This is a genomic window from Streptomyces sp. NPDC048106 (assembly GCF_040706415.1).
Classification (GTDB): Bacteria; Actinomycetota; Actinomycetes; order Streptomycetales; family Streptomycetaceae; genus Streptomyces.
In genome coordinates this window covers 77,402-94,106 of sequence record NZ_JBEZND010000009.1, presented here as the reverse complement: position 1 = coordinate 94,106, position 16,705 = coordinate 77,402, and the positions used below count along the sequence as shown (strand labels likewise).

Sequence of the window (16,705 nt, the reverse complement as noted above, 5' to 3'; positions counted from 1 at the left end):
TTCCACCCGCGCCCTCCAGGACCCGCCCCTTGACTGATCTCTCCGTCGCCCCGGTCACGGTGAAGTTTCCGCACCGGTCGCGCCGCGGCATCCTCCTCGGCCTCTCCCTGCCCCAACTCATCCTCCTCTCCTGCACGCTGGCCCTGCTGCTGATGACGGTGATCTCCACCGGACTGCTCGGTGCCATCACCCTGACACCGCTGTGGGCCGCCTCTGGTGCACTCGTCGCGATCCGTCGGCACGGCCGCTCCCTCATCGACTGGGCGCCGATCGTCACCCGGTACGCGCACCGCCGCCGCACCGGCCAGACGCTCTGGCTCGCCCGGCCCGTCACCCGACCCCGGCAGAACGGGCTGCTCCACCTGCCGGGCGCCGCCGCCTCCCTCAAGGTCGTCACGCCCGGCGACTCCGCCAACGGCGCAGCAGCCATCCACGACCCGCACCAACAGACCCTGACCGCCATCGCCCGCGTCTCCGGCCGCGCCTTCGCCCTCCTCGACCCCGCCACCCAGAACCACAACGTCACGGCCTGGGGGCGCGCGCTTGCCGGCATCGCCCGCACGGGGCACGTCGCCACCGTGCAGGTGCTGGAGCGCACCGTCCCCGACAGCGGCGACACCCTCACCCGCCACTGGACACAGAACGGCCAGCCCCAGGCCCCGGTCGCCGGGCAGATCTACTCCGAGCTGGTCGCTTCGGCCGGTCCCGCCGCCGCCCCGCACGAGACCTACCTCGCCATCTCCCTCGACCTCAGGGCCGCCCGGCGTCTGATCAGCCAGGCCAGCGGGGGTCTACCCGGGGCGTTCACCGTCATGGAGCAGACGACCGCGTCCATCGCCCAAGCTGCCCGCAGCGCCGGCCTCCAGGTCACCGGGTGGCTGAGCGCGCGGGAGATCGCCGCCGTCATCCGCACCGCCTACGACCCCAACGCGCTCGCCGCACTCCAGCAGTGGTCCGAGACCGGCCGTGCCGAAGCCGACCCCGCAGCCGCTGGCCCCGTTGTCCAGGTCGAGGAGATCGACCGTCTCGCCACCGACAGCGCACGGCACGCGACGTACTGGGTGGAGAACTGGCCGCGCATTGAAATGGGGGCCGGCTTCCTGCACGGGATTATGTTCACGGCCGGCGTGCGGCGCAGCCTCTCTCTTATATATGCGCCGCAGGGGCTTGAGTCCGCGCTGCGGGATGTCCAGCGGAAGAAGGCGGCGATCATCGCCGACGCCACCGAGAGGGCCCGCCGGGGGCAGGTCGACAGCGAGGAAGACTCCGTCGAGTACGCCGACGTCAAGACGCGGGAGCGCCAGCTCATCGCCGGGCACGCGGACGTGGCCCTGACCGGTCTGGTCACTGTCACCGCCGACACCGACGCGGCCCTGGACGCCGCCTGTGCACAGATCGAGACCGCCGCCGTCACCGCCGGAGTCGACCTGCGGCGCCTGCTCTTCCAGCAGCCCGATGCCTTCACTGTCGCAGCGCTCCCCCTCGCCCGCACGACTCTGTAAGCCTTCCGATTGCCGGGACATCCGCTGATACCCATCACCGAACACGACCACCTGGTACACGAGCTGCGGAGCCTGCTCTCCTCCTGCCAGGAGCTGACCGCCCGCCACCAGACCCTCCTCGCCCCCTACCGCGATCCCGACGGCTACGTGTTCGAGGACCAGGCCGACGACTACGACAAGGTCCGGATCAAGACCGCCGTCGAGGCCAGCGACCACCTCGACACCGTCATCGACCGCCTCACCACCCTCGTCGGCCCGACAGCGCCCCGGGCGTTCGCCCTCACCTTCGCCGGTCGTGAGCGACACGACGGCGAAGCCCCGACGACCTTCGTCGTCAACGCGACCAGCCTCAACGACGCCGCCCTGGTCCTGGCCGGCCTTCCGAGCTGGCACGAGTGGTACCAGAGCACGGGCGTGGACATCGTCTACCTGCCGGAACAGAGTCACCCGGGCCTCCCGACACGCGGCCACTTCGCCGACCTCCGCAGCGAACAACGAACCGCTGCGTCCCCGCCCGACACCACGCTGCCCTCCGCCGCCCGGTTTGCCGCTCCCGTCACCGCCATGCCACCGGCCCCCACTCCCGCCTCCTCGGCGGCAAGGACACCTCATTGACCCAGCCACGTCCCGCTGAAACCACCTCACATCCCTACCTGCGGGCCGCCACCGCCGGAATCCGCCACCACACCCGGGCCCTGAGCCGTTCGCCACAGCCGAGACCTGTGGACCGCACCCACCTCGACACGCTCCACGCCCACTGCGTCCAACTGCACCAGCTCCTGGACCAGTTGGCCGAGGCAGCGCGGCCCCCCTATCCCGGAGCGGGCCGCCACCTTGCCGAAGCGCACACCCGACTATGGCAGGCCACCAACGAGATCCACACGGCCTTCCACCTCCTGCCGGTCGCACACACGGACTCCACAAAATGCCGTCCCGAGCAGCTCCCGGAAGGACCGCCCTTCCTCACCATCTGCCAGCGCCACCTCGCCGCGGGCCACATCGTCCGCCGCAAGACCACCCCCACCGACCTCCGCCCGCACACCACGGCCTGCGTGCGATGAGCACCACCCGCAGAATCGAGGGCCTCCGATGAGCCACCGGCCCGCCCGTCGCGCCCGCCGCGCGTCCGCCAGCCCGCTGTTCACCCCCCACGGCACCGACCGCGCCAGCCGCAAGGCCGCCCGCCGCCAGCTCGCCGAGGCCATCGCCAAAGCCCGCGCCGAAGCCAGCACCCACCAGAGCGACAGCACGGCCGCCGAGCACCAGATGCCCGCCGCGCTCTACCCAGCGGGCGGACGCCCCGGGCCTGCCTCCGCGCGCGGGAACCGGCTGAAGGTGCCCGCCCACCGCATGACCACCGCGGTCGCGGCCGGCGCCTATCCCTTCCTCGCCGAAGGCGGACTCGGCGCCGAGGGCATCTACATCGGCCGCGACGTCCACGCGGAAGCGTCGTTCGTCTTCGATCCCTTCGCGCTGTACGGCCGCGTCGAGGGATTCACGAACCCGAACCTGTTGCTCGCCGGCGTGATCGGCCAGGGCAAGAGCGCGCTGGCCAAGTCCTTCGCGCTGCGATCGGTCGCTTTCGGATACCGGGTCTACGTTCCGTGCGACCCGAAGGGCGAGTGGACGCCGGTCGCGGAAGCCCTCGGGGGCCGGTCCGTTGCCCTCGGTCCCGGACTGCCCGGACGTCTGAATCCCCTGGACGCGGCCCCGCGGCCGGAGAGCGTGTCCGAGGCCGACTGGGTCGGGGAGGTCCGCAAACGACGCCTGCTCCTGCTCGGCTCCCTTGCCCGCACCGTCCTGGGCCGGGACCTGATGCCCATGGAGCACACCGCCTTGGACGTCGCTCTCGACGCCGTCGTCATCCGCGCAGCTGAGATGCACCGCACCCCGCTCCTCGTCGACATCGCCGCCACCCTCAACAACCCCCACGCGCTGGTCGAGGCCGCCGGGATGATGTCGGGCCAACTCGGCGACGCCGCCCGCGACCTGGCCCACGCCATGCGGCGCCTGGTCCACGGTGACCTGGCCGGCATGTTCGACGCCCCCTCCACCGTGAGCTTCGACCCGAACGCGCCGATGCTCACCATCGACTTGTCCCGCCTCGGCGGCTCCGGTGACGACACCGCCCTCGTCCTCGCGATGACCTGCGCCTCTGCTTGGATGGAATCCGCCCTCTCCGACCCCGGCGGCGGGCGACGCTGGATCGTCTACGACGAGGCGTGGCGCCTCATGAGACACGTCGGCCTGCTCCAGCGGATGCAGGCCCAGTGGAAGCTCTCCCGCGGTCTCGGCATCGCCAACCTCATGGTGATCCACCGGCTCAGCGACTTGCTCACCGCAGGCGACGCCGGATCACAAGGCCGGGCCCTGGCGGAAGGACTCCTCGCCGACTGCAGCACCCGGATCATCTACCGCCAGGAGACCGACCAGCTCCGCGCCGCGGCCTCCCTGCTCGGCCTGACCTCCGTCGAGATGGACGCCATCGCGCACCTCAACCGAGGACGCGGCTTGTGGAAAGTCGCAGGTCGGAGCTTCATCGTGCAGCACCTCCTGCACAGCCACGAACTAGCGCTCTTCGACACCGACGCCCGTATGCACTGAGAGATCAAGAGGCCCGTGAAGCCCGACCTCCAACGCGACCTGATACCGAGCGACGACGTGCTCCAGCTTATCGGCGCCCTCAACGCGATGAAGGACAAACTACTCAACGCTGCCCAGCAGTAGGAGCTGCTGGACGAGTACAGTCACGTACCGGCCGCGCCTTCCTACACCGCGCTGCTCCAGCACGCCACCGACGCACACGATGTCCTCCGGCTCGCCGCTGACTTTGCCCGGAGTCCACACCACACCACCCGCGCCGACAGCACCGTTCTGAAGCATCTCGGCACTGCGGCGACCATGTCGAGCCACGCAGCACCGCACTTCACCGAGACCGCGAAGTGTGCCGTGGCCCTGCCCCGGTCTGCCAACCCGACCGACCGGCACTACCTCGCGAATCGCCTGGTCATCGATCACGCCTCAGCCCGCGCCTTCCTGCGGCACACCGCGGAATCACTTCGCGACGCGGACAAGGAACTTGACGACCACCTCGGCTTCCAACGCTTCCTCGCGACGCTCATCCGTCAGGAAAGCCCGCCAGCCCCTCCGCCACCAGGCCGGGCGGTCGCCACCACTGACCGCGCCTGCCCGGAGCCCGATCCACCCACATCCCCAAGGAATGCTCTGAACCGCACCGCTCATTTCAGCGACGCCGACTGGGCCGAATACCAGCAGTGCCAGGCCGAGCACGACGACCTCATGGCACAGCTCGCCGACCGCGAAGCCCAGCTGGAACACGACCTGATCGCCGCCTACGACGAGTACGAACTCGACTTCAGTCCAGTTCCGAAGCCGGAAACCGACCTCGCTCGCCGAACGCCACCGCCACACCGACCGGCGTCCCGCAGGAAAAGCCGTGGCCACTGACGACGCGAAACCCACCGACGCCCGCGCGGCTCCACCCGCGCCGCTTCCCGACCACCGCGACGTGAACATGCCGTGGTGGCAGGAGCTGTGGCGTCGCCACGCGCACATCACCACCCCGCTGCGGGCGCGCGGACTGCCATGCGACATTGAGTTCGGCCTCAGCGCCTACATCGTGCGCGTCTCACTCCCTGACGACAGCTGCCTGATCATCGGTCCGCCGCAGGAGCCGCCCTCCGACCGCCCGCCCGGAGACCCCGAGGGCTGGATCGTGACCCGTGAGCGCATCAGCGACCGGTCAAGCCTGTCCGAACGCATCTACGACTCAGCTCCTGCCGCCTACCCGGGTGGCCCCGAGCAACCAGAAGCCCGCCACGGCGGCAGCGTCCAACCCCTGATCGAGGCGATCGACCACCGCCTCGCCCAGCTCGGGCTGCTGCCACATCGCCTCTCGCCCACCGCAAACCCGCCCACGCTCACGGACACGACGACGCACCACACACCCAAGGCCCCCGCCATCCCCAACACCACCGACCCCGCCTCCGCCTCCGCCTACGGTGACGCCATCCTCGCCCTGACCGACCAGCTCAACGGATCCCAGTCGTATACGGACGCCGCCGCCCTCCTGCACCAGATCGCGGACCCGAACACCGGTCTTCTGGAACGGCTCGCCGACTTCGTCGAAGCAGCAGCGGAGAAGGCCAAGGAATCCGAGGATGACGACGGATTCGACCTGTCGTACGACCTCGCCGACGCCGCAGCGGACATCCGCAAGCTCGTCGAAGTCCTGGACGTGGCCGAAGACCGGATGCGGGCCCTGTCCCCAGTGCCTGCAACGCCACGGCCTCCAGCCGGCCCTTCCCGTACGCCGGCGCCTGCCCCGCCTGGCCTCCCACCAGCGGCGCCGCGGCGCGCACGGTGACGCCGTCGTGCCCGTATCCGGTTTCATTCTTCGCCAAGGAGGACCCGCCTGCCCGCGCACACCACCATCTCGTTCGCCGCCGAACTTGCCGCGCGTCTCCCCGGCCAGTGGCACACCGAACTCCAGCAGTACCCCGCGTTCGAAGACCAGTGGCCACTCGCCGACGTGATCTGGGACTGGGGCCCCTCCCACTCGGCACCCCAGGACTGGCCGCTCCATCACGCCGTGCTCGCTCACGGCCCCGGTAGCCAGCAGTTGTGGATCGCCCGTCGTCCCCGTCACACCCGGCAGTTCCTCGTGGCTCCGCTCAAGCCCGCCGAAGCCAAGCCCCACCACTTCCGCCACGCGATCGAACCGCACGGCATCTCCGTACCCGATGACCCGATCCGCGCAGCCGTCCAGGTCACGCGCCGGGTGCTGCCCCTCTACACCAAAGCTCTCAACGCAGTCCGGTGCGCCGCCCGCAACGAGCCCGACCCGCCGCACCGGACCGCCGCCCGAGAAGCCAGCGAGTCACTCACCCTGGTCTGGTATCCGGACGGTGTCGTGGGCGCCCCGTATGCGAGCGTGCCCCCCGCGGCCCGCACCACCCTGTTCGCAGCCCGTTTCCAGTACGACCCGCACCAGGCGGCGTTCGTCCTGCCCCTCGCCTACAGCCCCGAGACGCGGGCCGTAATGCTGCAGCAGGTGGTACAACGGCTCACCGCCGACGGCATCGGCGTCGACTTCCGCCAGGCCGCCACCGGCACCCGCATCCACCGCCCGACACCGGCACCCGGCACGCCCGCCAGCGCGCGGCAGCCGACGTCCGCAGCACGGCGATAGAACGGGCCGCGCATGCATCGCCTCCTGCCCTCCGACGCGGATCAACGCGCGCTGCTGCACGACGTGGCCGACCGTCTCAACACCATCGCCGACCAGCTTCCCCTGCCCGACCAGATCCGCGCCGACCCCGGGCTCAGCGAGATCCTCGACGACGAAGTACGCCACCTGACCCGCCTCCTGGGCTACCTCACCGGGGAGAGCGCCTTGCGACAGCGGGCCGCCGCCCGTTACCCGGCCCAGGTCACGGTGCTCCAGCGCCGCACGACGCTCGCGCTCGCGCGGGCAGCCGAGCCCGCCGGTGCCGCGCTCGCCGCTTTCGGCGCCGCGGTCCACTGCCTCGGGATCCTCACCGACCTCACGCACCAGCCGGCGGGCCCTGCCCGCGCCCGGGCTCACTACACCGCGCTGGATCAACTCGTCGTCCGCTTCGCCGAGAGCCGCGCACACCTGGCCCGCGCCGCGAAGCACCTGCGGCAGGCCGCCGACACTCGCTCGGTGCCAACCGGCCCGAGGCCGGCCCCGCCCTCCCCGGCGGCATCCCCAGCCCGCCCTCGCTGAACGTTCTCCCCGAGGAGTCCCCCTGAGAGACCCCGACTTCGATCTGTACGACAACGTCGGCCGCGACGCCGACCAGATCGCCGCCGCACGCTCCGGCATCGCCACTCACAACGACCTGCTGCGGTGGGCGAAACGGGACGCGAAGCCGTTCCTTGCCGAGCACCCTCTGCCCGAACAGCCGCTGTCGACACCGGACATCGCCCCCTACCTCGCCGCCCTCACCGCGGCGAAGACACCCGCCGAGGTCAGCGCCGTCACCCAGCACCTCCTGGACGCCGCGCAGCCCGCGCTGAGTGCGGTGAGCGCGGTCCTCGTAGCCATCGCCCGATGGGGCGGCCGCAATCGCGCCGCGGAGCCGGGGAGTCCGCCCAAGATGCTGATGAGCGCGGCCAGTCAGGTCCTGGCGCCACTGGACCTTGCCGACCTGGCCGACCTGACGGTCCTGCGCACCGAATACGACCCCTCACCCACCCCGCCGGCACCGCCCCAGGACCGGACAACGCCCAACCCTCCCGCGGCTCCGCCCGGCACGCCCGGTCCGAAGCGCGCCCGCTGACCCCCCAAACCCCTCACGAAGGAGGCACCCCCTGTCGACCAGCTCCTTCCTAGCCCGCCCCACGACCGACGGCTACGACGGCATCTTCGTCCACTACGACGGCCAGCCGAGTCAGAGACTGCCTCTGCTCCTCGCCGCCTTCCAGCACCGCTTCGACCGTGATGTGGACGCCATGGCCCGGCACCTCATCGACGATGTGGCCATCGGCTGGGACGAACTGGGCACCGATCTCCTCGACGGTGCACCGCCCGCGATCGTCACCGCGCTCACCGGCGGTGAGCAGTGGCCCAGCAGGGCCCTCGACAACTTCCTGATCACACCTGACGGCTCCCCGCCGGTCCGCATGACCGTCACCGAACGGACGGCGGTTGACCAGGAGTTGACGTGGGGCTATATCCTGCGCCCCAAGGGCATCGAAGTCATCAGCGTACAGCTCCTGGCGGGCTGGGGTCCGGTCGTCGGCTGGGACACCGACCCGCGTACTCGCTTCAGCGACCACACCGCTCGATGGGCTTTTCACCTGCCGGTACCGGCGGTCAAACCCGGCCGGGCTGCCCGGCCCGCGCAGCCCGCATCCGGCACCGCATCCCGGCGCAGCGCCGCTCGCCGCTGAACCACCCCGCTCATCGAAGACCCTGCCTTGCCCGCACCCCTGATCACGGTGCTCATCGCGCCCCGCCTGCGCGAAGACCACGCCTGGCATCGTTTCCTGACCGTCGTCGACCACGCCCCGACGCTGCTGGACCGGTGCCGACCCGCGAGCAGCCCGTGGCCCGACGATGCCGCAGCCCTCTCCCGTCCGGCCGACGCCGTGATCGATGCCGAGGGTCTGGTCGACGAGATCGTCCACGGCGGGGACGTGCCACAGCAACGAGCGCCGAGCACGCGCGTGGTCAGCCATCGAGACGTGGCTCACCGACGGCCAAGCGTTCTTGCGTCCGGCCCGCATCCGCGCACCCCACCGCCGCCCGGCCCTGCCCCGTCACCGCGCCAGCCTGGCCCGCGCACCGCGGCCCCTGATCCTTCCGCCCACGGCCCCGAGGAGAAACCCGCCCCCTTGCGACCCGGCACCCACTTCGCCTTCGGCGACCACGAGGAACACGGCTTCGTGGCCTCCTTCACCTCCTCCATGCCCGCACACCTCGCCCACTGGTACCTGAAGCGCGAGCAGTTCGAGCCCCTTCCCGGAAAGCCCGGTCTGTACCGGCTCAGCGAGCCCGAGCGCGACGGAGTCCGCCGTACCCGCCAAGCCGTCCACGACCTGCGCCGCCACGGCTACACCGTGCAGGCCGACATCCGCCTCGACCCGTCCCTCTCGGCCGGCCCGCCACGCCCTGTCCGGCCCAACGGAATCCAGGAGCGCCGCAGCCGTCTCGCCCAGGCCGCCGCCGGCCGGACGACGCAGCGCCCCGCACCGCCCACCACGTCCCCGCCGGCGGGCCGGCCGGGCCCGCCGAAGCCCGCGCACGCTCCGACCGTCCACCTGACGGCCGCGACCGGCGGGCGGTCCCGATGACACCCGCGAGCAGTCCGCCCCCCGACGGCCCCTTGCCGAAAAATCCCGAACTGGCCAATTTGGCACGCGGCTTCCGTTTGCGGATGGCGGTCATCGACTGCGAGACCGAGACCGCGCTCGACATGACACGCGACCGCTACGGCCGTACCGTCCACGCGGGCGCCGCGGCAGCCGCACGAGCCCACCGCGACAAGGCCGCGGTGGAGGCATACGCCATCTACCTCGCCCCGCACGCGGAGGCTCTCCTTGATGCCGCTCGCCTCGTGCTCGACGAGCTGCCACCCGCCCGGCACCTGGCCGGGTGGCGGGCCGTCCTGGACGGCCTGGCTGCCTGCTCCGCCGAGATCCGCCGGGCCCTCGACCACCCGGCCGCCCCCGGCTCCCCGGCCGAACGCACTCAGCACGCGGCCCTGTGGCCCCACCTCACCGCCTGGGCGGACCACAGCTCCATCATCAGCAACCTCGTCGACCAGCGCGACGGCCAGCACCACAAGGCTCCGCTGACCGACGAGGAACAGCAGATGTGGACCGAGAGGGCCCAGGCCGCGCAGCGGCGCGGTGAGCTGGATCTGACCGAGTCGTGGTACGCCGCCGACGGGCAGCCGATCACCCTCGCTTACCTGGTCGAGGACGACGACTCGACGGTGGTCGCGCTGCGCGGCGATCCGGGGGTACCGGGCTGGCAGGTGATCGGGCACTACGCCCACGAGTACGAGGCGGGCAAGGCCCTGCCCGCTCCGGTCCCGCCCGGCGTGCTGCGCGCGGACGTCTCCCGATTCAACCGCCCGGCACCGGCACCGGAACTGCCCCTGCAGGACCTCATCCGCGACGTCGTCGAAGGCCACAGTGCCGGTGACGCAGCGAACGCTCTCCTCGGCGCCGTCCAGCGCGGCTACGCCGCCGGTCCGATGGTCCGCCTGCAGGAACTCCTGGAGACGAGCAGCCAGTTCGCCAGCGCTTTGGAGACCGTGCAGGGCCGTCAGATCGCCGCCCGCCTCACAGCGCTGGGCCGGCAGATCGAGTTCCTCACCCACGAGGTCGAAGAGGCGGCCGAGGACCTGGGCGCGACCGTCGCCGTTCTGCCGCCGCACCGCACCCCGGTGCTGCGCACCCGCTCGCGCCCGGCCGTGGACACCACACCGCCCACGCCGCCACCCCGCGCCAGCACGACCGCCCGCCACCGCTAGACCCCGAGAAAGCCCCCCGTTGTCCCCGACTGCACCCCGGCCTCGGCACCGCGCATCACCTACGGCGCGGTGCCGGGCAGCCCGCAAGTCCGGCGTCTCCTCGGCGGCACCCTCACCGGCCGCCTCCCCAACGAAATGGCTCTCGTCGCCATCCTCGTGTGGGCCACCACGAGCGGCAGCTGGATCGTCTTCGGCGGACTGCTCAGCGCCCTAGAAGGACTGTCATCGTCGGTGGTGCAGCCGGTCAAGGGGCGCCTCATGGACCGCCACGGCCAGACGGCGGTGCGTCTTCCGGCCGCTGTGCTCAACTCGGCCCTTCTGGTGGCCCTTCCACTGACCGGACGGCCGGACATGGCCTCGCCACGGCCACCGTCGTCGCCGCCTGCCTGACCGCCCGGCCCCTGGAGGCCGGCACAAGACGTCCTGATCAGGGCGCACCCCCACCTTCCAACCCCTTTTGCGGAGATCGAATTATGGCCGTACGTACGCACTGGACCGTGGAGCACGCCTGCTCCCACATCGTGGATCATGACCTGTCCGATCGCCCTGCCGACAAGCGGGCAGGCTTCGCCCGCTGGCTCGCGTCGAAGAACTGCACCGACTGCTGGAAGGCGGCACGCGACGCCGACTCCGAGTCCAAGGAGGAGTGGCTCGCGACCAAGCGGGCCGAGGAGCAGAAGGCAGCCGTCGCGTGGGCGAAGCAGTTCGACATGCCGCAGCTGGAGGGCCCGGAGAAGGCCCTGGACTGGGGCGAACGCTCCCGCCACCAGCTGATGACTGCCGCGCACACCGTGCTCGTCGTCGAGGGCACGTGGGACGAGGCGGACTGGGCGGAGCTGGAAGGGAAGGCCCGCGCCATCACCCGAGCCGGATGGTGGATCGACCAGCGCGACGCCGACGGCACTGACCTGCTCGAACTCCTCGAAGCAGCCAGTGAGGCGGACCGCGGGACGGAGAACCCGTTCCGCTGACGGCGGGGCAACATAGCCGGAGAACGCCGGTTAGCCAAACCGGCGTTCCTCCGGACTATTGATGCTCCCACCCCGTCACACATCGCGTGGAAGGAACCGCGTGCTCCCTCCGTCCTGGGAACATCAACCCACCCCTGTCACCGCCGTCACTCCCGATCCGCTCACTCCCACCCGGGACATCACCCACGCCCACTTCCAGGCCGGTGACACCGTGGTCGTCCTGAAGGGGGTGGCCGGCGGAGAGCTGTGGGGCGATGCGATGCGGGTCGTCGCTCCGTCCTGGCACACCCCGACCGACGAGGACGGGTGGCGGCTGCGTGACGCGACCGGCGGCGCCCAGTCCTACGTCACCGCCCACCCCCGCTACCTCGTGCACCTCTCACGCCGCTGCCCGGACTGCCTGATCTACCTGCGGGCCATGGAGGACACCCTCCTCGCGCGGTTCGCCGGCCGCGACGAGCTGATCGACTGCGGCTGGTACGCCACCACCGCCCTGGGACATCTCGTGCACATCGCCGACGTACGGAGCGGTCGGTGATCCCCCGCCTTCACGAGCGAACCCACTCGCCGCGCGAACCGCTCGCCGAGGCGCTCGGACGGCCCCTTTCCCCGAACGAGGGCTTGACGGAGTACACCGTCGTCGCCCACTGGCCGGGCCTGGACTACTACACCCCGGACGACGAGCAGAGAACCTGGACGTCCGTTCAGTGGGCCGAGCACCTCGCAGATCCCTACCTGGAGCATCCGGTCGCCGTCAGCCCGGACGACGACCGGCGGGCGATCCTCCACCTCGACATCCGACTCCACCCAGACGACCGGGAGCTGACCGGCCCCGAGTGGTCCGAAACCGCCCATCGGCTCGCGCGGGCCGCTGGTATCGAGGTACCCGGCGCCGCAGAGCACGGTTGGCGGTGGATCGCCGTCCAAGCCCAGCCCGGACGCTTGGATCTGATCGCCAATCTGTTCCACCTCGATGGCACCTGGCGCACCCCGCCCGCCGACATCCTGCAGCGCCTTGCGGGCGAAGCGCGCCGCATCGAACAGGACTTGAACCTGATCCCCGTCCACACCGGCCTAACCATGCGGTCCGCTGCCCGCTCGGTCCCCGCCGCATCCACGCAGCTCGCGGGCGTCCTCGCGCGGCTCGCCGGCGAACAGGACGGCCCGCTGGCCACGGTCTGCGGACTGGTCGAGCACACCGCTTACCGGATCGCCCGCCAGCCGGGGGCTGCCAGCACGGACACGGCGCACCGTCTGGAGCTGATCGCCCGCCGCCTCCACGCGATTCAGCAGGACCTGGACACCACTGCGGCCCACCTGGTCCACCCCCGTGCCGCCGCCGCACCGGCCGCGCCCCGGCGCACCGCCCACAGATCTCCGTAGGAGAAACGTCTCCTTGCCCCGCACCACCGACCGCTTCCTGGACATCCGCCGTGACCCGCACTCCGAAGAACTCCTCGCCCGCGGCGGTGACCTTGAGGCACACAGCATTCTCCAGCGCGCGGGGTTCATCGCGGTTGTCCGCCTCCACGAGACCTACCACCGCGCCCCCCGCCGGCCTCACCGAGGCCGACGAGTCCCGTCTCGCCAGCGACGCCGTAGGGCGCCTTCGGGCCGTCGGGTACCACGTCGACTGCGACGAACCGTTCGACACCGAAGCCCGCCCCGCCAGCTATCCCACGCTCGGCGCGTCGGTCTGCCACCTCGCCGAACGCCTGCGCGAAGCCACCGATACCGCTGAGGCAGCTGGCATCCTCACCGAACTCACCGCGCCCCACGACGGCGTCCTCGCCGGGTTCGAGGAAACCCTCGGCGCCCTGGCGGAGTTCTTCGACGGCCTCGGCAACGCGAGCGATCCGTACACCGCCCGGCGCCTGCGCTACCTCGCCGACGAATACGTCCGCGTCATCCACTCCGACCTCGCGCACACCCGCGAACGGCTGGCCGACCGGCACGCCGCTCACCCCGGCCGCCGCCCCTGCGCCGAGCAGGTTCCCGACCACGAGCCCGAACGCTCCGCCATGTGCGCCTGCCCACCCCCGCCTCGTGCACTGCCGGCCCCAGCACCGCCGCCCGTCGGTGCCACCCGCCTTCGCCGCTGAGCCCCCGCAACTGCCCAAGGACACCATGCACGACCACGACACCTCCGAGCGCCTCGCCTCGTACGCCGACGTCCTCGCCGGTGAACTCCCCGACACCTGGACCAGCACGCACCTGCCAGCCGACGCCAAGGACGACCTCGCCGAACTCTCCGACCGGATCTGGGACCTGGATCTGGTCGCCGCCTCCCTCGCCCAGCACCCGCTGACCCAGGCAGCCGTCCTCAGCCGCCCCGACGGCGCCCAGCTCGCCCTCCTGGACCGGCACGACGGACGCGACGGTTTCCTCATCGCTGCCGTCGCCCCGCGCGCCCTGCCCGACGAGGCGTACCGCGCTGTCCCCGAGCCCAACGGCGTCGCCCTGGCGGACGACCCCTTCCTGAGCGCCGAGCAGGTCGCCGGTGATCTGCTCACCCGCTACGACCGTGCGCTCGCACAGGTCCGGCACAACGCCCTCGGCGGCATCCAGCCCTCCCAGCCGGACCGGATCGTCCTGACCTGGCAGCCGGACGGCAGCGTCGCCACCGCCCCCGCCGACGACCGGGCCGGCACGATCCTCGTCGCCCACGGCTTTATCCAGGACCCGCAGAGCGGCATCTACCGCCTGGGTGGTGACGACACCCAGGTCCAGGCCCGCGCCCTGCGCGCGATCGGCCCGCGCCTCGACGTGCTCGGCATCGGTACCGCCCTCCAGCACCCCGCCGGACGGACCGCGCCCACCTCCGCCCCGGCATCCATGCCGCCGGCCCCGGCCGGCACCCGTACGCCAGCCGCCAGGACTCGATGAACCAGCCGGAGGCCGACCTCGGCATCCCCGCCCTGCTCCTGACCGGTCATGACGTCAAGTGCACGCCCGGCGTCTTCGACGAAGCCACCCGCCGGCAGGCCATGCCCGGCCTCCGCACCAGAGCGGCCCGTCCCCCCGCGCAGCAACCGGCACCGGACGGCTCCCCGTCGCACTCCGCACCGGCCCGCCGTACCCCGTAAGACGCCCGGGCGGCCCCGGCACCCCACCGGGGCCGCCCAGCACACAGCCCGACTCCCGGAGAAACCCGTAGCACCCCGCACACCCCCACCGATCAGCAACCGGCTCAAGCCCCGACTCGCCACGGCCCTGTTCCGCCGCTATCTGCGCGCCTGCATTCCCACCGGCCCCGACCACACCTCCCCGCCGACCGGCGCCCGCCCGGAGGCTGCCCTCGCCGAGGCACAGCGCGTCGGGCAGCACCACCACCACTGACCGTCCACCGACCCGGAGGAGCATGTCCCACACCGCCCCCTATCCGGTGAGACTGGCCGACCAGATCACCCGCCAGCTCGGCCAGCTCGCCGACCACCTCTCGCAGCTTCCCCCGCCCCAGGCCGCGCAGGTCATCGCCCGCGTTCTCGACCCGGACGTCGGAGTCCTCGGCGGCGTCACTCACCTCGTCGCCACCGGAAGCGTGTTCGCCAAGGACCAGGCAGAGCGCGGCGCGCCTCCCGCGGAGGTGTGGCTCGCTCTGGGCCGTGCCTCGAACGAACTGCACGACATCACCCTCGACCTGGATGAACACAAGGACGCCCTGCAGCACGTCAGCACCCAGCCCGCCACCACTGCGGCGAATCCCCCAGTGCCTGCACCGCTCGTCGTCCGGCGGCGTCGGTGAAGAAGAAGCAGTGGCAGGGCTGGGGGCCCGGCGAGCAGGCCGAGCAGCACTACCTCATTCAGCCCCGGGCCCTGGCCGGAGGCGGCGACATCCGGCACGTCTCGGAGTTCCTGCGTGCCTCGGGCTGGCGGGACAAGTCCCAGCCCGGCGGCCCCTTGTTCATGGAAAGCCCTGACCGCACAGTCCGTCTCTCCTACAGCCCCCACACCCAGCCGGGCGGATGGACGATCCGCGGCGCGGCCCGGGGACCGCAGGCCGAGTGGGAGGTGCTACTGGGCCGGCATACGCCGGTGGAGATCATCGCCGGGCTGACCGACCAGCTCGCCCAGCCCCGCTCCGCACACGCCCCGAACGTGTGGGCGCCCCTGGAGGAGCAGCAGTGGCGGACGCGGACCGAGGGCATGCACTACGTCGCGACCAGCCCCGACGGGCTCGCGTGGATGCACTTCCGGCAGAACACGGACGGCCGCGCCCCGTGGTGGGCCGGCGCCCAGGACGGACAGGGCATCGGCTGGAGCGCGCAGTTCACGTCGAGCACGCCGATGCATCTGGTGGAAGCGTTCTCGGCCGCGCTCGCCAGCCCGGAGCCGGTGATGCGCCCGCGCGGACGCGTCCCGCACAGCGCGCAGATCACGGCCACGTCGGTCTCCGTCCTGCCCTCCCAGCTCAGCGCCTGGCAGCAGGCCCGCGTCACCGCTGCCCGCGCCGCCACCTGGGCCCGCAACAGCGCCCGAAGCACCAGACCGCGCACCACCACCCGCGCCCACGCCGCCGCCGACGGCGCACGAACCCGCCGCTGACCACGACACCCACCACCCCGAGGAGCCCGATGCCCGCACTCACCCCGGACACCATCCGCGCCGCGACCGACACCCTCTGCCGCCTCACCAAATACCTGCGCGAGAACCCCGACCCCAAGGAGGCGCTCGCTCTCGTCGAGCCCCTCCTCGACGAATACACCGGCCTGCCCATCCAGCTCGGCGACACCCTGCGCGCCCTCGCCCGCGCCGTACAGAGCCACCCGAACACACCGCACAGCGAGAAGATCAGCGATCTGGTCACCAAGCTGCGTGCCGCAGCGTGGGTACAGACCGACCAGTACATGCTCCACTACGTCCTGGACGAGCTGCGCAAGGTGATCGTCAGCGCCGCCTCGAGTGAGCCGGGTTGCGGTCGGTGCCACTGAGCGAACAGCAGCTCGCCCCCTTCGCCGACAAGCACGCCTGGCAGATCCCCTTCGACACCAGCCCCCGCCACCTCGCCGGCCCCGGGGATGCCCGCCACGTCACCCACGGCCTGGCCGCCGCCGGATGGAACGCCGTCTCCGACCCTTTGAGTGCCGAGATCGTCCTGCGCAGTCCCGACCTTCGCCACAGCCTCCAGTTCGACCCGCAGTCCGCCACCTCCGCGTGGTGGCGGCTGCGGGCCGAGACCACCGACACCGAGCCCGGCTGGTAG

The 16,705-nt window shown here is 71.6% G+C and carries 23 protein-coding genes; all 23 read left to right on the top strand.

Translation table 11 applies throughout. From position 1 onward, the window contains the following. Positions 1 to 29: 29 nt before the first annotated feature. The 23 genes from AB0927_RS11945 to AB0927_RS11835 all read left to right on the top strand — a co-directional run bounded on the left by AB0927_RS11945 (position 30) and on the right by AB0927_RS11835 (position 16,705). Positions 30 to 1,502: an SCO6880 family protein gene (locus tag AB0927_RS11945; RefSeq protein ID WP_366667432.1), complete on the top strand. Its 1,473-nt coding sequence runs from the start codon at positions 30 to 32 to the stop codon at positions 1,500 to 1,502. Between the two features lie 9 nt (positions 1,503 to 1,511). Further along, positions 1,512 to 2,117, top strand: a complete 606-nt coding sequence (locus tag AB0927_RS11940) for a hypothetical protein (protein ID WP_366667431.1) — start codon at positions 1,512 to 1,514, stop codon at positions 2,115 to 2,117. Further along, positions 2,114 to 2,563, top strand: coding sequence for a DUF6238 family protein (locus AB0927_RS11935; protein WP_366667430.1), 450 nt, complete (start codon positions 2,114 to 2,116; stop codon positions 2,561 to 2,563). The genes AB0927_RS11940 and AB0927_RS11935 overlap by 4 nt, the downstream gene beginning before the upstream one ends. A gap of 28 nt (positions 2,564 to 2,591) precedes the next feature. Further along, a complete protein-coding gene (locus AB0927_RS11930) occupies positions 2,592 to 4,106 on the top strand; it encodes an ATP-binding protein (protein ID WP_366667429.1) in 1,515 nt (504 codons plus the stop codon). Positions 4,107 to 4,403: 297 nt separating this feature from the next. Beyond that, positions 4,404 to 4,970 (top strand): hypothetical protein, encoded by a 567-nt coding sequence (locus AB0927_RS11925; protein WP_366667428.1) that lies wholly within the window; start codon positions 4,404 to 4,406, stop codon positions 4,968 to 4,970. Further along, the gene (locus AB0927_RS11920) at positions 4,960 to 5,889 is read left to right on the top strand and encodes a hypothetical protein (RefSeq protein ID WP_366667427.1); all 930 of its coding nucleotides are present in this window, start codon (positions 4,960 to 4,962) and stop codon (positions 5,887 to 5,889) included. Before AB0927_RS11925 ends, AB0927_RS11920 begins: the two co-directional genes overlap by 11 nt. Before the next feature lie 165 nt (positions 5,890 to 6,054). Then, positions 6,055 to 6,714 carry a hypothetical protein gene (locus AB0927_RS11915; RefSeq protein ID WP_366667426.1) on the top strand — a complete coding sequence of 220 codons (660 nt, stop codon included), beginning with the start codon at positions 6,055 to 6,057 and terminating at the stop codon, positions 6,712 to 6,714. Between the two features lie 12 nt (positions 6,715 to 6,726). After that, positions 6,727 to 7,272: a hypothetical protein gene (locus AB0927_RS11910; RefSeq protein WP_366667425.1), complete on the top strand. Its 546-nt coding sequence runs from the start codon at positions 6,727 to 6,729 to the stop codon at positions 7,270 to 7,272. A 379-nt stretch (positions 7,273 to 7,651) separates the two neighbouring features. Beyond that, entirely contained in the window at positions 7,652 to 7,828 is a 177-nt protein-coding gene (locus AB0927_RS11905) for a hypothetical protein (RefSeq protein ID WP_366667424.1), read from the top strand. Positions 7,829 to 8,000: 172 nt separating this feature from the next. Then, positions 8,001 to 8,441, top strand: a complete 441-nt coding sequence (locus tag AB0927_RS11900) for a hypothetical protein (protein ID WP_366667423.1) — start codon at positions 8,001 to 8,003, stop codon at positions 8,439 to 8,441. A gap of 444 nt (positions 8,442 to 8,885) precedes the next feature. After that, positions 8,886 to 9,344, top strand: coding sequence for a hypothetical protein (locus AB0927_RS11895; protein ID WP_366667422.1), 459 nt, complete (start codon positions 8,886 to 8,888; stop codon positions 9,342 to 9,344). Continuing rightward, a complete protein-coding gene (locus AB0927_RS11890; RefSeq protein WP_366667421.1) occupies positions 9,341 to 10,531 on the top strand; it encodes a hypothetical protein in 1,191 nt (396 codons plus the stop codon). The genes AB0927_RS11895 and AB0927_RS11890 overlap by 4 nt, the downstream gene beginning before the upstream one ends. Before the next feature lie 69 nt (positions 10,532 to 10,600). Continuing rightward, a complete protein-coding gene (locus AB0927_RS11885; RefSeq protein ID WP_366667420.1) occupies positions 10,601 to 10,921 on the top strand; it encodes a hypothetical protein in 321 nt (106 codons plus the stop codon). 83 nt (positions 10,922 to 11,004) lie between these two features. Then, positions 11,005 to 11,502 (top strand): hypothetical protein, encoded by a 498-nt coding sequence (locus AB0927_RS11880; protein WP_366667419.1) that lies wholly within the window; start codon positions 11,005 to 11,007, stop codon positions 11,500 to 11,502. Between the two features lie 100 nt (positions 11,503 to 11,602). Next, positions 11,603 to 12,040 carry a hypothetical protein gene (locus AB0927_RS11875; RefSeq protein ID WP_366667418.1) on the top strand — a complete coding sequence of 146 codons (438 nt, stop codon included), beginning with the start codon at positions 11,603 to 11,605 and terminating at the stop codon, positions 12,038 to 12,040. After that, positions 12,037 to 12,885, top strand: coding sequence for a relaxase/mobilization nuclease (locus AB0927_RS11870; protein ID WP_366667417.1), 849 nt, complete (start codon positions 12,037 to 12,039; stop codon positions 12,883 to 12,885). The genes AB0927_RS11875 and AB0927_RS11870 overlap by 4 nt, the downstream gene beginning before the upstream one ends. Before the next feature lie 134 nt (positions 12,886 to 13,019). Then, positions 13,020 to 13,604, top strand: coding sequence for a hypothetical protein (locus AB0927_RS11865; protein ID WP_366667416.1), 585 nt, complete (start codon positions 13,020 to 13,022; stop codon positions 13,602 to 13,604). A gap of 25 nt (positions 13,605 to 13,629) precedes the next feature. Then, entirely contained in the window at positions 13,630 to 14,388 is a 759-nt protein-coding gene (locus AB0927_RS11860) for a hypothetical protein (RefSeq protein WP_366667415.1), read from the top strand. Next, the gene (locus AB0927_RS11855) at positions 14,385 to 14,588 is read left to right on the top strand and encodes a hypothetical protein (protein ID WP_366667414.1); all 204 of its coding nucleotides are present in this window, start codon (positions 14,385 to 14,387) and stop codon (positions 14,586 to 14,588) included. The genes AB0927_RS11860 and AB0927_RS11855 overlap by 4 nt, the downstream gene beginning before the upstream one ends. 275 nt (positions 14,589 to 14,863) lie before the next feature. Next, entirely contained in the window at positions 14,864 to 15,247 is a 384-nt protein-coding gene (locus tag AB0927_RS11850) for a hypothetical protein (protein ID WP_366667413.1), read from the top strand. Then, positions 15,244 to 16,047, top strand: coding sequence for a DUF317 domain-containing protein (locus AB0927_RS11845; RefSeq protein ID WP_366667412.1), 804 nt, complete (start codon positions 15,244 to 15,246; stop codon positions 16,045 to 16,047). Before AB0927_RS11850 ends, AB0927_RS11845 begins: the two co-directional genes overlap by 4 nt. A 29-nt stretch (positions 16,048 to 16,076) precedes the next feature. Further along, positions 16,077 to 16,433, top strand: a complete 357-nt coding sequence (locus AB0927_RS11840; protein ID WP_366667411.1) for a hypothetical protein — start codon at positions 16,077 to 16,079, stop codon at positions 16,431 to 16,433. Further along, a complete protein-coding gene (locus tag AB0927_RS11835; protein WP_366667410.1) occupies positions 16,424 to 16,705 on the top strand; it encodes a DUF317 domain-containing protein in 282 nt (93 codons plus the stop codon). Before AB0927_RS11840 ends, AB0927_RS11835 begins: the two co-directional genes overlap by 10 nt.

Bases quoted from the DNA above. Each gene is read 5' to 3' on its own strand.
- AB0927_RS11905 (WP_366667424.1), top strand. From the start codon at position 7,652: ATGAGCGCGGCCAGTCAGGTCCTGGCGCCACTGGACCTTGCCGACCTG.
- AB0927_RS11890 (WP_366667421.1), top strand. From the start codon at position 9,341: ATGACACCCGCGAGCAGTCCGCCCCCCGACGGCCCCTTGCCGAAAAAT.
- AB0927_RS11925 (WP_366667428.1), top strand. From the start codon at position 4,404: ATGTCGAGCCACGCAGCACCGCACTTCACCGAGACCGCGAAGTGTGCC.
- AB0927_RS11930 (WP_366667429.1), top strand. From the start codon at position 2,592: ATGAGCCACCGGCCCGCCCGTCGCGCCCGCCGCGCGTCCGCCAGCCCG.
- AB0927_RS11900 (WP_366667423.1), top strand. From the start codon at position 8,001: ATGGCCCGGCACCTCATCGACGATGTGGCCATCGGCTGGGACGAACTG.
- AB0927_RS11910 (WP_366667425.1), top strand. From the start codon at position 6,727: ATGCATCGCCTCCTGCCCTCCGACGCGGATCAACGCGCGCTGCTGCAC.
- AB0927_RS11840 (WP_366667411.1), top strand. From the start codon at position 16,077: ATGCCCGCACTCACCCCGGACACCATCCGCGCCGCGACCGACACCCTC.
- AB0927_RS11880 (WP_366667419.1), top strand. From the start codon at position 11,005: ATGGCCGTACGTACGCACTGGACCGTGGAGCACGCCTGCTCCCACATC.
- AB0927_RS11850 (WP_366667413.1), top strand. From the start codon at position 14,864: ATGTCCCACACCGCCCCCTATCCGGTGAGACTGGCCGACCAGATCACC.
- AB0927_RS11860 (WP_366667415.1), top strand. From the start codon at position 13,630: ATGCACGACCACGACACCTCCGAGCGCCTCGCCTCGTACGCCGACGTC.
- AB0927_RS11855 (WP_366667414.1), top strand. From the start codon at position 14,385: ATGAACCAGCCGGAGGCCGACCTCGGCATCCCCGCCCTGCTCCTGACC.